Here is a 13,985-nt window from a genome sequence, read left to right as displayed (position 1 = left end):
TTTTTATAATTATTAATTTTTAATCTGTCCAAACTTTTGGGTGCAGTCTACAATTTGTAACGCTTTTTAGTTATAAAACTTTTATTTCAAATACTTTTTCATCATTCAAAAAACCTTCTAACATGTCTTTTGAATTAATTTTAGATACACCAGCTGGCGTTCCAGTAAAAATTAAATCGCCTTTTTTCAACGTAAAATATTTAGAACATTCTGCGATTAATGTATTGATGTGGAAAATCATATCTTTAGAATTTCCCGTTTGTACATTTTCACCATTTCGATCTAATTTGAATGCTAAATTCTCTAAATCAAAATTTTCTTTCGGAAAAAAATCTGAAGCAAAGGCAGAACCATCAAAGGCTTTTGCTATTTCCCAAGGAAACCTTTTTTCTTTCAATTCTTGTTGTACATCGCGTGCTGTAAAGTCAATTCCTAAACCAATTTCAGAATAATAACGATCTGCAAATTGCGGTTGAATCATTTTACCAACACGATCTATTTTAATCACAATTTCTGTTTCGAAATGAACTTCTTTTGTGAAACTTGGAATCACAAATGGAAAACCTTTTCTCAAAATTGCAGAATCGGGTTTCATGAAAAACATAGGCGATTCTGGAATAGGATTATTTAATTCCTTTGCATGTTCGACGTAATTTCGTCCGACACAAATAATTTTCATTGTTTAAAAACCGTTTTGTAATTTGATTCGAGTAAAAACTTTCTTTGTGTACAAAGGGAAATCTGCATTCTGAATCCATGAATAATAACCAGGATCTTTTGCAAAAACATCCGTTACAACTTGTCCTTTGTATTTACCAAACGAAATAATTTCTTGGTCTTTATCGTTGTATTGTATAAAGCCTGCTAAGTCAGCTGTTTTGCGTTGAGAAGAAAATTCACTCAAAAATTTATTGTCATTCTCAAGTTCATCATATTTTTCTATTTGAGCCATTAATACTTCGTAAGTCGCTATAGTATCCGCTTCAGCTGAATGTGCATCGATTAACTCTTTATCACAATAATATTTATATGCTGCACTTAAATTACGAGGTTCCATTTTATGATAAATCACTTGTACGTCAATTGGGCGATGTTTTGATACGTCAAAATCAAAACCATTGCGCAATAATTCTTCTGCTAAAAGTGGAATATCAAAACGATTCGAATTATATCCAGCCAAGTCAGAATCTTTGATCATTTCCATAATTTCTGGCGCTAATTCTTTAAAAGAAGGAGCGTCTACAACGTCTTCGTCAGAAATACCGTGAATCAAAGTTGTTTCTGGTGGAATAGGAATTCCTGGATTAACTTTCCATGTTTTTACTTCTTTTGTTCCATCTGTAAAAGCTTTCACAATAGAGATTTCAACGATTCGGTCTTTCGAAACATTTGTTCCTGTCGTTTCTAAATCAAAGAAACAGATATTTTTAGTTAATTTCATTTTGTAATTTCTTTTCTAAAAATGATTGAGATGATGATATATAATAGGATAATTAATGGAATAGCAGCCACTTGCAACCAAGCTACTAAACCAATTGTAATGATTAAGAAAATGTATTTATAATAATTTTCTGCCCAACTCAATCCTTTAAATTTTAAGGCAAATAATGGTAAATCGATAATTAATAAGATACTAAAAACAATAGACACAGCGATTAATAAATACGTATCAATTTCTGGATTGATAATTTGTCCTTTGTTGTAATAAATTGAAAATAATGAAAAAATAAATAAGGTATTAGATGGAGTTGCTAATCCTTTGAAATAAGTACTTTGATCTTCATCTAAATTAAATTTTGCTAATCGTAAAGCAGAAAAAGCTGGTACTAAAAATGCAAATAATGAAAGAGCTGAAATTTTTAAGTTTTCATTTTCATAAATAAAATCAGTTGACAAATGATTAAAAATCGAAAATAACATCAATCCAGGAACTACACCAAACGAAATACAATCTGCTAAAGAATCTAACTCTTTTCCGATAGGACTACCAATATTCATTAAGCGAGCAACCATTCCGTCTAAGAAATCGGCAACTAAAGAAATTATCATCAAAACCATGACAATTGTAACTGTTGTAGTTGTAATTTGAGCATTACTCGATATCATAAAAATGGCTGATAATACACCACACGAAAGGTTAAGTAGTGTTAGAAAGTTTGGAATTGTAAATAATTTCATAAATGAATTTTTCAGGACAAAAATACAAACAAATATTAATCTGAATCCTTTTTAAACACAATAAAACCACTAATTTTGAGTTTTTATATACGTAATTTATCAATTTTGAAAAAAATATTCCTTTTATTATCTGTTCTTGCAAGTCAATTTGCTTTTTCTCAAACTGCACGCAAATACTCGAACGAGTTTTTAAACATTGGTGCAGACGCTCGCTCTTTTGCAATGGGAAATGCGGTTGTGGCAAATATTGGAAATGCCAATGCAAGTTATTGGAATCCGGCTGGTTTAACAGAAATTACGTACGATTGGGAAGCTTCTGCAATGCACGCTGAATATTTTCAATCTATTGCAAAATTTGACTACGCAGCAGTTGCTATTCCGTTGAGAGAAAGTAATTCTACCATAGCTTTTTCGTTGATGCGTTTTGGTGTGGATGATATTCTAAATACAACAGAACTAATCGATAATCAAGGGAATATTAATTACGATAAGATTTCTAAATTTTCTACCGCAGATTATGCTTTGACAATGTCGTATGCGGGAAATGTCTTCAATAATAAAGATATTCAGTTTGGAGCTAATGCTAAAATAGTTTATCGACATATAGGAAAATTTGCAAAAGGATTTGGTTTTGGAATCGACCTTGGATTGCAATATCGTACTGATAATCAAATGTATTTTGGTGTGATGGCACGTGATATTACAACAACTTTTAACGCTTGGAGTATTAATAAAGACAAAGTAAAAGAAATTTCTATTGATGAACCAAACAATGAAGGTGAACCAACAATTCTGAACGATTTGCCAGGTGAAAATATCGAGTTAACAATGCCAAAATTACAATTTGGTGTAGGAAAAAAATTCGATTTTAATGACCGTTGGTCCTTGTTAGGTGAAGTGGATATGAGTGTTGAATTTCAACAAACTAATGCAGCAATTTCTGGAAAAGGGTTTTCTATTTCACCACAAGCCGGTATCGAGTTAGCTTATGATGACATGGTTTTTGTTCGCGGAGGATTGAATAATTTACAAAAAATTGAACAATTTGATGGAAAACAAAAAACTCAAATTCAACCAAATGTTGGAGTAGGGTTCAAATACAAAGGAATTTCAATTGATTATGCTTTAACTAATTTTGGTGATAGCGGAATAGGTTTATACTCTAATATTTTTTCTGTTCGTTTCGAAATGGATAAGTGGAGATAGATTAATCAATTTTATTAATTCTATAGACAGTTAAAGAACTATAACCAAAATTTCGATCGTACCATTTTAATGGTTTAGATTTTAAAATTTTTCTTTCGTATTCGTACGGAGAAATATAGAATTCTATAGAATCGCCATCTTTTAATTTCTTTAAACGAATTGAATCATCTTCAAATGAAAAATCAAATTCTTTGTATTTATTTAAATCAATAGTAGCAGTTGCACTTCTTCCTTTAAAACGAATTTCTTTAATTTGATCTTTTAATTCAATCAAACCTTTTTCATTAACAGAAGCATTCATTAATTGATCTTGATCATTCTTTAAAACTGCACCAGAAATAATTGTCAATAAAAAAGGAGAAAAACAAAGTATATGATAGAAATAATATTTCCATGATCGTTTATAAAAAATATTTTTTTTACATTTTGATTCAAAGTATTCTGAAATAGTCAGATTTGATGATGCTCCAAATTCAAATAATTTATCACCTAAATGTATCGTTAAGTATTCTGCATCTTTTTTGTAATTATAATCATACGTAATTTCTGATAAAGCAGTTTTCTTCCAATTTCTGTCAAAAAATCCTTTTGTTAAAACATAATCTTCATGCAATTCGAAATATTCAACAGATAAAGTTTTTTTATAAATATAATAACCTGATATAAACCAGTGAATTATGAAGAAAATAGCAAATTCAAATATGATTTCTTTTATTAGTATATATAATATGATTAGAAATATTGATGAATTTAGTATATAGAACGAATTTTTTAAAATATTGTTTATTTTAAAATCTGAATCATCGTAATTTTTATAAATTAACATAAGGTTATCTCTCAATCGGTAAATTTTCATCAGCGCCCCATTCAGACCAAGAACCATCATAGACTTTTATATTTTCGTAACCTGCAATTGTAGAAGCTAATGCAAGAATAGAAGCTGTAATTCCGGAACCACATGTGAAAATATTTTCTTTAGACGAATCAGTTAATTTTTCAAAAATAGATTTTAATTCAGCTGAAGATTTATAGTTTTCACCATTTAAAACATTTTCGAAATATAAATTCTTTGAATTTGGAATATGTCCACTTCTCAAACCTTGTCTTGGCTCGGGAGAAACACCTTCGAAACGGCCTTGTGATCGTGCATCTACAATGATTTTTGAATTGTCATTTATCGCATTTAACATAACTTGTGTATCAGCAAACCAATGTTCCTGCAAGTGAGCAACAAAATCACCTTTTTCACGAGGTTGTAAATGTGAAGAAACAGTTTCAAAATTATTTTTTTTCCATTCAGGTAAACCACCATCCAAAACATATACTTCTTTGTGTCCCATCGTTTTGAACATCCACCAAACGCGTGGACTTGAATAAACACCCCATCGATCATAACAAACGATGATAGAATTATCATTAATACCAAGTTGTTGAGATTCTGTTGTAAAAGTATTTTCATCAACCAAAGTATGAGGAAGTTGAATAGAATGATCAGAAAATTTTCCTTCCAAATCAAAGAACACAGAATTTGTAATTAACTCTAATTTTTCGTTTTGCAGGGTTTGACCAATTTTATCAATCGTACAATCTAAAATAATCAAATTATCAAGATGTATGTTTTCTTTTAATTCGATTGCAGTTATTATTGGAGTATCAAATTTCATAGACTAAATAGTATGTTATAAATATAAAAAAACGCAACCATTTTGATTACGTTTTTGAATTATGCCTTTATTTATTATATTCCAACAAAAGTAAATGGCTTTGCCTGATGAAAGAGTAGAGAAGTTTCTCCAGCATAAGTTTCATTTTTACTAACGCTTAATCGTTTTGTTGAAGCATTTTTATTAAAATCAATCTTCTTCAAATCAACCCAAAAAGTATTTGGTGTTTTTGTAGTTTCGAAATAATAAACTAAGTTTTTATGATCCGCAACTGATCTCCAACGAGTAGAGGAAATATTCGGTTCGGATTCTGACGAAATTCCTAAAGGAACTGAAACATTTCTGATGACACTAAAAACACTCGCAATTGAAATACGTGTATCTGCAGTTTGTGGAATAGCATTGATATAATAAGATGCACGTACGTAACGATCAGGAGCTCTATTAGTTCCAGGAAGCATTATCGTTCCAGGAATTCCTTTCCAATATTGATTAATGGCTAATTGTTCTTCAAAAATAGGCGAATTAGTCATGACCGTGTAAGATGAATCGTGATGTATTTTTAATTTACCATTTACATATTCAAAAATAGCGTTATCACCTTTAGCATCAGAAATTGAAAGATGTAAAGTTGTAAATTTCTGCGTTCCTGGAATGTAATCAGAAACTACTACAAACTTTTCTTTTCTCAAATCTTCCACTGCTTCATTCACAGTTGCATAGTTATCCAATACATATTGTGCCCATGCAGCAATTGTGACTCCAGGTTTAGATCCTTTTGGATCAAATTTAGGGTATTGACTTTCAACTAACCATAATACATTTGCAACTAATCCTTTTTCATTTATACCATCAGTTGTCGCTATATCCCAAGCACTTGTAATTACACTACCATATTTTGAAGTCCATTTTTCTGATGCATTCCCAACATTTCCGGTGCGATCTAGTCCTCTTGGAAAAATCCAAATGTTGGCATCAATCTCATCTTTCCAATCCATAGAACGAGCAGTAATTACTGTATTTTCTGGACCTTTGTAAACAACTCTTGTACAAGCATCAAGTTTTGGAGCTAATAAAAATAGTAAGTTGGTAGAGAATAATGTTAAAGTAAGTTTGTTGTAAAAATTCTTTTTCATTATGAGGTGATATTTGTGTATCTAAATTTAAGAATTATAATTCTTATATCAGTTATACATGATTGATTTAATATCATAATTACATAAAAAAACGCAACCATGAATGATTGCGTTTGAATTAAATGCTATGTGAAAGATTATTTTTGATTAATCACCTCAACCACTGGTTTACCAATGTTCCCATTTGGCTCTTCAATGTGTAACAAAGCAGACAAAGTAGGAGCGATGTCAGTCATATAAACTCGGTTATTATTTTTACCTTGTTTAATTCCCCATCCCATTAAAACAAATGGAATATGAGCATCGTAAGATCCCCAAGTTCCGTGAGTAGTTCCGCCAGCGTTTAGTTTTCCTCCGTACCATTGTGGATCTAAAATATAGGTAATTGCACCACTTCGTTTACGATTGAAACCGTTGATCATACGTTCTTTAATTTCAGAAGGAATTGATGCATTTCCGATTTTGTCCATATCTGCAACAAAAGAAACACCATCAACTTTTTGCATGAATTTCACAATTTCATCTTTGATATCTTCTTCATCTAAATCATTAGTTTCAATGAGCTGATTATTCAAATGGACTTGGTAATTTGATAAAGAGCGTACAATATCAGCAGTTTTAAATTCAGCTTGTAATTTAGCATTTAAAGCTTTTTTTACTTCTGAAGTTTGAAAATATCCAGCGTTTCCTTTTTTATCTTGGAAATATTTTGGATTATGTGCTCCACCATGATCAGCCGTTAAGAAAACTAAATATTCGCCTTTTCCAACTTTTTGATCCAAATGATTGAATAATTGTTCCAAATCTTTATCTAAACGTAAATAAGTATCTTCCATTTCGATAGTATTTGGTGAAAATTGGTGACCAACATAATCTGTAGAAGAGAAGCTAACCGCTAAGAAATCGGTAATTCCTTTATCGTTTTGACCTAATTTTTCGTTATCAATAATTTCAATTGCGATATCTTTTGTCAACGAGTTTCCGAATGGAGTAGAACGAATTAATCCCAAACCATTTTCTTTTTTTAATTTTTTCAAATCATAAGGAAATTGCATTTTATCTAATCCTTTATACTTCTGACGATACGGATTTCCATCTTTTTCACTTTGTACATACGTATCAATTGGATAAAGTGTATTCCATTTATCTAAATATTTTTCAGTTACTCTTTTATCATTGAATTTTTGTAACCATTTTGGCAATTCGTTCATATAAAATGTACTCGAAACCCAGTTTCCAGATTCTCCATCAAACCAAAAAGCAGCATCAGCAAAATGGCCTGCTGGTAAAATTCCTCCACGATCTTTTAATGAAACACCAAATACTTTTGAGCGAAAATTAGTTGCTAATTTCAATTGATCAGGAACCGTAGAAGTCAACAAGTTTTTAGGAGACATTTTCCCTGCTTTAGAAGAAGTACCAACTCCATTAACAGTATCATCTTGTGTACAATACATCTCTTGTCCAGTTGCTTGAATGATAAAATCATTTCCCGCAATTCCATGAATAGCTGGGACAGAACCTGTATAAATCGTACTATGACCAATCGCCGTATAAGTAGGAATATATGGAATATAAGTGTTTTCGTTGCTATAACCTTCGTTTAATAAACGATTGAAACCACCCTGAGAATAACGATCTTGATAACGGTACAAATAATCCCAACGCATCTGATCTACGACAACTCCAACCACTAATTTAGGACGGTTTACTTCTTGTTGTGCATATAAAGAAAGCCCTGCAAAAAGTCCTAAAACACTTAAAAAAGTTTTATTAAATTTCATTTTTAAAATTTTACAAAGACAAATGTAACAATTTAATTTTGGCCGAAATTTAAATAATAATTAAATAATTAGTAAATTAAACAAAAACATAAAAAAATAGATTATGAGTGCTAAACCCGTTGTAGTCGTTGAGATTTTTGACACGTCAATAGATAAAGTATGGGATGCTTTAACGACAAAAGCTGCTTTTGATAAATGGTATTTTGATATTGATGAATTTGTTCTAGAAGAAGGATTTGAATTCGAATTTTACGGAGGTTCGTATTTACATCATTGTAAAATAGTAGATTTTGCTCCACAATCTAAATTAGTGTATACATGGAAATATCCAGTTTACGAAGGAAATTCTGTTGTTACCTTTTTATTAGAAGTGATAGAAAATGAATTTGTTCCACAAACTAAACTGACGTTAATTCACGAAGGAATTGAGTCATTTCCGCCAGAAGACAAGAATTTTTCTCGTGAAAGTTTTGAAGCTGGATGGTCAGAGATTATCCGAATTAGTTTGAAGAGTTATTTAGAAGGTAATGTAGATGATGATTTGAAAGTTGAATAGAATAAAAAAAGAGACTTCGTCAAGTCTCTTTTTAATTTTTTTTACAGCCGATTATTTTTTGAATAATACTGTGATTCCTTCTTGATTTGGTAAAATCGGACGAGGATCTTCCGCTGTTACTATTCCTGCTTTTTCTTTTCTTAAATTCGCAACCCAAAATGGAATCCAAGAGATAGCCATCGTTGAAAAGAAGATGATACCCCAAAATCCGCATAAAGCGATTACTAAGAATAATAAGAAACCTAAAAATTGAATCATGATTTTATTTTTATGTGATACAAACTTAGTAAATAAAATTTATAGAAATACTAACATTAATCACTTTTCTTTCATCAAACGATTTCTTAAATTTGTGAGATAAGTAAATATAATAAAAATACAAAATGGAATACAGAATTGAGAAAGACACCATGGGGGAAGTAAAAGTTCCTGCTGACAAATATTGGGGTGCTCAAACAGAACGTTCAAGAAATAACTTTAAAATTGGTCCAGCTGCTTCAATGCCAAAAGAAATAGTTGAAGGTTTTGCTTATCTTAAGAAAGCTGCAGCTTATGCAAATGCTGAGTTAGGTGTATTACCAGTTGAAAAAAGAGATGCTATCGCAGCTGTTTGTGATGAAATCTTAGCAGGTAAATTAGATGATCAATTTCCATTAGTTATTTGGCAAACAGGTTCGGGAACACAATCTAACATGAATGTGAACGAAGTTGTTGCTAATCGTGCTCAAGTATTAGCAGGAGGTAAAATTGGAGAAGGAGAACCTGTTTTGAAAGCGAACGATGACGTGAACAAATCTCAATCTTCTAACGATACTTACCCAACAGGTATGCATATTGCCGCTTACAAAGCTGTTGTTGAAGTAACAATTCCAGGTGTTGAACAATTACGTGATACTTTAGCTAAGAAAGCAGAAGAATTTAAAAGCGTTGTAAAAATTGGTCGTACACACTTAATGGATGCTACTCCATTAACATTAGGACAAGAAATTTCAGGATATGTAGCACAATTAAACCACGGTTTAAGAGCATTAAGAAATACATTAGCGCATTTATCTGAATTAGCATTAGGAGGAACTGCTGTAGGTACAGGACTTAACACTCCAGAAGGATACGATGTAGTAGTCGCTAAATACATTGCTGAGTTTACAGGTCATCCATTTGTTACTGCAGAAAATAAATTTGAAGCGTTAGCTGCTCACGATGCCATCGTAGAAACTCACGGAGCGTTGAAACAATTAGCTGTTTCATTAAACAAAATTGCAAATGATGTTCGTATGTTAGCTTCAGGACCTCGTTCAGGTATTGGTGAAATCATTATTCCAGAAAATGAGCCAGGGTCTTCTATCATGCCAGGTAAAGTAAATCCTACACAATGTGAAGCTTTAACTATGGTTGCTGCTCAAGTTATGGGTAATGATGTTGCAATTACGATTGGTGGAACTCAAGGTCACTATGAATTAAATGTTTTCAAACCATTAATGGCTGCAAATTTCTTACAATCTGCACGTTTATTAGGGGATGCTTGTGTTTCTTTTGACGAACATTGTGCACAAGGTATCGAACCAAATTATGCTCGTATCAAAGAATTAGTAGATAATTCATTAATGTTAGTAACTGCGCTTAATACAAAAATTGGTTATTACAAAGCTGCAGAGATTGCGCAAACTGCACACAAAAATAACTCTACGTTAAAAGAAACTGCAATTGCATTAGGATATGTAACTGCTGAACAATTTGACGAATGGGTAAAACCAGAAGATATGGTTGGTTCTTTAAAATAAGAAAATATAAATCATTATAGTAAAAGAGGTTGCTTTTGTAACCTCTTTTTTTGTACGTATTAAAATAATTGAGAAAAAATTCCTTTATTAAGAGGAAAAATTGTATCTTTAGTAAAAGTTTAAAATTATGGCAACAATAAAACTAAAAAGTTACAAGCAAATCATTGATGAAATTCCTGAAGTAAGAGATTTCACTAATGTCTATTTCTATGTAAATAGTTATAATATCGATCAAAAATACATCAAATATCTAGACGAATTATCTGGTTTAAAAGATGATATTATTTCGAATTGGTTAAATATTACAACGCGTACATATAGAAATTATAAAACAAAAGACGTTTCATTAAAAGACAATACGAAAGAGCATGTTGTTCTTTTAATTTCTTTGTATAAACATGGTTTAGAGGTTTTTAACACAAAAGATGATTTCGAAAAATGGTTAACAACTCCAAACGTTTTATTGGATAAAAAAGCACCAATGGATTTCTTGGATACAGTATCTGGTTTAAAATTCATTGACAATCGTTTAACAGCTATTGAGTACGGAGAAAACGTTTAAGAATGTTAGTTTACAATATACGTAAAGCTAAATATGCAAAATCATTACAAGCTTCTGGTGTTGCCAACAGATGGAACAAAAATGATGAATTTGTAATTTATTCGGGAAGTACACGCGCATTATCAACCTTAGAATTAGTGGTTCACCGCAGTTCAATTACGATTGACAATTCGTACAAATTATTAGTGATTGAAATTGATTGTACAGAAGATGAAATTTACAATGTAAAGGATTCTAAATTACCCAAAAATTGGCAATCTGTAGAGTCTTATCCGAAACTTCAAGAAATTGGATCTGCTTGGTATCAAGATTTTAAATATTTGGTGATGAAAGTTCCTTCGTCAATCATTCCGAAAGAATACAATTATTTAATTAATACAAAACATCCCGATTTTTCTTCGAAAGTAAAAATCAAAGAAATAGAAGATTACAATTGGGATGATCGTTTATTATAAAGCATAAAAAAATCGCCTAAATCTTTAGGCGATTTATTGATTTATGAAGGTTTTAAATCTTTTTATATTTCAATAATAAACTGTTTGTTACAACACTTACACTGCTCATAGCCATTGCAGCTCCTGCAATCATTGGGTCTAATAAAAATCCGTTGATTGGATAAAGAACACCTGCCGCAATTGGAATACCGATTACATTATAAATAAATGCCCAGAATAAATTTTGATGAATAGTCTTAACTGTTTGTGTTGAAAGATTAATCGCATGATTAATTTTTGTTAAATCGCCACCGATTAACGTTACTTCGGCAACATCAATTGCAATATCAGAACCATTTCCCATCGCAATCGAAACATCTGCTTGTGCCAAAGCTGCACTGTCATTAATTCCATCACCAACCATCGCAACAATTTTCCCTTTATTTTGTAAATCTTTGATGATATTCATTTTATCATGAGGTAAAGCATTCGCTACAACTTGGTCAATTCCAACTTGTTTAGCAATTGCATTCGCAGAAAATTCATTGTCACCAGTCACCATCCAAACCTCAATTCCTTTTTCATGAAATGCTTTTATAGCTTCAATAGAAGTTGCTTTTATTTCATCTGAAATTCCAATCAAACCTAAAACATTTTCATTATCACCAAAGAAAGAAGTGGTATAATTTTTAGTTGAAAAATCTTGAATTGTTTGTTTAACATTCTCCTCAATTTGAATGTTCAATTCGTTCATCCAACTTATTTTCCCAACATAATATTCTTTGTTCAAACGAGTTGCTTTTAATCCTTTTCCAGAAACATCTTCAACTTTCAAATCCGATAAATTTTCTTGTTTACCAATATGTGCAGTAATAGCTTTGGCTAAGGGATGTTGCGAATTATTCTCGATGGTATAAAGTATATTTTTAGCAGAATCATCAAACCAAATTAATTCTTGTACTTTAGGTTTTCCTTCTGTAATTGTTCCTGTTTTATCTAAGATAATCGTATCAATTTTCTTTGCCAATTCTAAACTTTCTGCATTTTTAATCAAAATTCCTTGTTCAGCTCCTTTTCCCATTCCAACCATAATTGCAGTAGGTGTAGCCAAACCAAGTGCGCAAGGACAAGCGATAACCAATACAGTTATCATGGATAAAAGTGCCATGGTAAACGCATTTTCTTGACCTAAAACTAACCATGTAATAAAAGTTAAAATTGCTATGATAATTACAATCGGAACAAAAATTCCTGCTATTTTATCCACCAATTGTTGAACTGGCGCCTTACTACCTTGTGCATTCTTCACAGACTGAATGATTTGAGCTAAGAGCGTATCATTACCAACTTTTAAGGCTTTATATTGAATAGGAGAATTTTGGTTCAACGTTCCTGAAAAAACAGTAGCATCAACTCCTTTTTCGACAGGAAGAGGTTCACCAGTTAAAGAACTTTCATCGATAAAAGTTTCTCCAGAAATAATTATTCCATCAACGGCAATTTTATCTCCAGGTTTAGATAAAATCAAGTCTCCAATTTGCACATCTTCAATTTTTACTTCAACTTGATTTCCATTTTTTAAAACAGAAACCGTATTGGGTTGCAGACCTATTAATTTTTTGATTGCTTCAGATGTATTTCCCTTCGCACGTTCTTCCATCAATTTACCAATCAAAATAAAAACGATAATCAAACCAGCTGCTTCAAAATAAGGATGAGCGTGTAAACCTTTGCTGTGCCAATATTCTGGAAATAATGTATTGAAAACACTGAATATATAAGCTACACCAGTACTCAAAGCTACTAAAGTATCCATATTAGCTGTCTTATTTTTCAATTGTTTCCACGCACCAACAAAAAATTGTTGACCGAAAATAAAGAGAATAGGAGTAGAAAGCGCCCACATGATATAATTACCATAAGGCATATTCATAAAAAACATTCCTATAATGAACAAAGGAATACCAAAAACAAGCGCCCATATCACGTTCTTTTTTAGTGATAGGTATTTATCTTCATGAAGTTGTTCTATTTCTTCGTCTTGATTTTTTGATTCATCAATCACTAAATCAAATCCAACCTCAACTAATGCATTTTTTAAATTTTCGGGAGAAGTTAAAGAAGGAATATATTCTATTTTTCCCATTCCATTTCCATAATTCACTTCAGCATTTACAACACCTGGTTGACGTTTTAAATTTGCCTGCGAGCTACTTGCGCATGAAGCACAAGTCATGTTAAGTACGGGGTAATTTATTTCGACAGAATCGATTTTGAAATTATTTTGTTTTAGGATTTGAAAAACTTTAGCTGTTACTTTAGGCATTTTTTTTGCCGTCAGCGAAACACTTTTATTTGATAAATCAATAAAAAAACTATCCAGATTTTCAACTTCAGATATCATTTGGTTCAATTTAGAAACTTGTTCTTGCGTTTCTAAATTAAGAAGCGGTATAATAAGGGTTTGCGTATTCATAATAGTTATTTTATACTACAAATTTCAAGTAATTTTTAAGAAATTATGTTATACAATTGTAGAATAAATTTATAAAATAAGATTATCGTCTTCATAAGGTAAGTCTTGCGGATCTACATCTATAAAATCAGGTTCAGGAAGTTTTTTTAATTGATAAGCATGAATTGAAATATGATCATTTAAATATGCTTTCACGACGCGATGCATG

General features: G+C 31.3%; 14 protein-coding genes. 5 read left to right on the top strand and 9 right to left on the bottom strand.

Going from position 1 to position 13,985, the window contains the following annotated elements; translation table 11 throughout:
- Positions 1-70: 70 nt before the first annotated feature.
- Genes Q0616_RS05165 through Q0616_RS05155 form a run of 3 tightly spaced genes read right to left on the bottom strand, consistent with a single transcriptional unit; the run spans position 71 to position 2,178 of the window.
- Positions 71-679 carry a fumarylacetoacetate hydrolase family protein gene (locus Q0616_RS05165; RefSeq protein WP_260543122.1) on the bottom strand — a complete coding sequence of 203 codons (609 nt, stop codon included), beginning with the start codon at positions 677-679 and terminating at the stop codon, positions 71-73.
- Positions 680-682: 3 nt separating this feature from the next.
- Positions 683-1,441, bottom strand: coding sequence for a 3'-5' exonuclease (locus tag Q0616_RS05160; RefSeq protein ID WP_188320039.1), 759 nt, complete (start codon positions 1,439-1,441; stop codon positions 683-685).
- Complete coding sequence (locus tag Q0616_RS05155) at positions 1,438-2,178, bottom strand: CDP-alcohol phosphatidyltransferase family protein (RefSeq protein WP_260543118.1); 741 nt, start codon at positions 2,176-2,178, stop codon at positions 1,438-1,440. The genes Q0616_RS05160 and Q0616_RS05155 overlap by 4 nt, the downstream gene beginning before the upstream one ends.
- A 105-nt stretch (positions 2,179-2,283) precedes the next feature.
- On the opposite strand from Q0616_RS05155, the gene Q0616_RS05150 reads away from it, so the two are divergent.
- Complete coding sequence (locus Q0616_RS05150) at positions 2,284-3,384, top strand: PorV/PorQ family protein (RefSeq protein WP_284583670.1); 1,101 nt, start codon at positions 2,284-2,286, stop codon at positions 3,382-3,384.
- A gap of 1 nt (position 3,385) precedes the next feature.
- Here the strand turns inward: Q0616_RS05150 and Q0616_RS05145 are convergent, their stop codons facing one another.
- The 4 genes from Q0616_RS05145 to pafA form a co-directional block, all read right to left on the bottom strand.
- A complete protein-coding gene (locus Q0616_RS05145; protein WP_225541989.1) occupies positions 3,386-3,997 on the bottom strand; it encodes a hypothetical protein in 612 nt (203 codons plus the stop codon).
- 217 nt (positions 3,998-4,214) lie between these two features.
- Positions 4,215-5,048 carry a sulfurtransferase gene (locus Q0616_RS05140; RefSeq protein ID WP_286483089.1) on the bottom strand — a complete coding sequence of 278 codons (834 nt, stop codon included), beginning with the start codon at positions 5,046-5,048 and terminating at the stop codon, positions 4,215-4,217.
- A gap of 74 nt (positions 5,049-5,122) precedes the next feature.
- The gene (locus tag Q0616_RS05135; RefSeq protein ID WP_171622522.1) at positions 5,123-6,184 is read right to left on the bottom strand and encodes a linear amide C-N hydrolase; all 1,062 of its coding nucleotides are present in this window, start codon (positions 6,182-6,184) and stop codon (positions 5,123-5,125) included.
- A 137-nt stretch (positions 6,185-6,321) separates the two neighbouring features.
- Positions 6,322-7,968 (bottom strand): alkaline phosphatase PafA, encoded by a 1,647-nt coding sequence (gene pafA, locus Q0616_RS05130; protein WP_284583667.1) that lies wholly within the window; start codon positions 7,966-7,968, stop codon positions 6,322-6,324.
- 103 nt (positions 7,969-8,071) lie between these two features.
- Between pafA and Q0616_RS05125 the strand changes: the two genes are divergently transcribed.
- Entirely contained in the window at positions 8,072-8,524 is a 453-nt protein-coding gene (locus Q0616_RS05125) for an SRPBCC domain-containing protein (RefSeq protein ID WP_284583666.1), read from the top strand.
- A 51-nt stretch (positions 8,525-8,575) separates the two neighbouring features.
- Here the strand turns inward: Q0616_RS05125 and Q0616_RS05120 are convergent, their stop codons facing one another.
- Positions 8,576-8,782, bottom strand: a complete 207-nt coding sequence (locus Q0616_RS05120; RefSeq protein ID WP_298775557.1) for a hypothetical protein — start codon at positions 8,780-8,782, stop codon at positions 8,576-8,578.
- A 125-nt stretch (positions 8,783-8,907) separates the two neighbouring features.
- On the opposite strand from Q0616_RS05120, the gene fumC reads away from it, so the two are divergent.
- From fumC to Q0616_RS05105, 3 genes are all read left to right on the top strand, one after another.
- Positions 8,908-10,305 carry a class II fumarate hydratase gene (gene fumC, locus Q0616_RS05115; RefSeq protein WP_171622519.1) on the top strand — a complete coding sequence of 466 codons (1,398 nt, stop codon included), beginning with the start codon at positions 8,908-8,910 and terminating at the stop codon, positions 10,303-10,305.
- Positions 10,306-10,432: 127 nt separating this feature from the next.
- Positions 10,433-10,867 (top strand): antitoxin Xre/MbcA/ParS toxin-binding domain-containing protein, encoded by a 435-nt coding sequence (locus Q0616_RS05110; RefSeq protein ID WP_171622518.1) that lies wholly within the window; start codon positions 10,433-10,435, stop codon positions 10,865-10,867.
- 2 nt (positions 10,868-10,869) lie between these two features.
- Entirely contained in the window at positions 10,870-11,322 is a 453-nt protein-coding gene (locus Q0616_RS05105; protein WP_188320045.1) for an RES family NAD+ phosphorylase, read from the top strand.
- A gap of 52 nt (positions 11,323-11,374) precedes the next feature.
- Here Q0616_RS05105 and Q0616_RS05100 read toward each other — a convergent pair whose 3' ends face one another.
- A complete protein-coding gene (locus Q0616_RS05100) occupies positions 11,375-13,777 on the bottom strand; it encodes a heavy metal translocating P-type ATPase (RefSeq protein WP_298775554.1) in 2,403 nt (800 codons plus the stop codon).
- Positions 13,778-13,985 lie beyond the last annotated feature (208 nt).

The organism is uncultured Empedobacter sp. (assembly GCF_937930195.1).
GTDB lineage: Bacteria > Bacteroidota > Bacteroidia > Flavobacteriales > Weeksellaceae > Empedobacter > Empedobacter stercoris.
This window is presented reverse-complemented; position numbering and strand designations above follow the sequence as displayed.

Bases quoted from the DNA above. Each gene is read 5' to 3' on its own strand.
- Q0616_RS05165 (WP_260543122.1), bottom strand. From the start codon at position 679: ATGAAAATTATTTGTGTCGGACGAAATTACGTCGAACATGCAAAGGAA.
- fumC (WP_171622519.1), top strand. From the start codon at position 8,908: ATGGAATACAGAATTGAGAAAGACACCATGGGGGAAGTAAAAGTTCCT.
- Q0616_RS05140 (WP_286483089.1), bottom strand. From the start codon at position 5,048: ATGAAATTTGATACTCCAATAATAACTGCAATCGAATTAAAAGAAAAC.
- Q0616_RS05160 (WP_188320039.1), bottom strand. From the start codon at position 1,441: ATGAAATTAACTAAAAATATCTGTTTCTTTGATTTAGAAACGACAGGA.
- Q0616_RS05110 (WP_171622518.1), top strand. From the start codon at position 10,433: ATGGCAACAATAAAACTAAAAAGTTACAAGCAAATCATTGATGAAATT.
- Q0616_RS05125 (WP_284583666.1), top strand. From the start codon at position 8,072: ATGAGTGCTAAACCCGTTGTAGTCGTTGAGATTTTTGACACGTCAATA.
- pafA (WP_284583667.1), bottom strand. From the start codon at position 7,968: ATGAAATTTAATAAAACTTTTTTAAGTGTTTTAGGACTTTTTGCAGGG.
- Q0616_RS05135 (WP_171622522.1), bottom strand. From the start codon at position 6,184: ATGAAAAAGAATTTTTACAACAAACTTACTTTAACATTATTCTCTACC.
- Q0616_RS05100 (WP_298775554.1), bottom strand. From the start codon at position 13,777: ATGAATACGCAAACCCTTATTATACCGCTTCTTAATTTAGAAACGCAA.
- Q0616_RS05120 (WP_298775557.1), bottom strand. From the start codon at position 8,782: ATGATTCAATTTTTAGGTTTCTTATTATTCTTAGTAATCGCTTTATGC.
- Q0616_RS05155 (WP_260543118.1), bottom strand. From the start codon at position 2,178: ATGAAATTATTTACAATTCCAAACTTTCTAACACTACTTAACCTTTCG.
- Q0616_RS05105 (WP_188320045.1), top strand. From the start codon at position 10,870: ATGTTAGTTTACAATATACGTAAAGCTAAATATGCAAAATCATTACAA.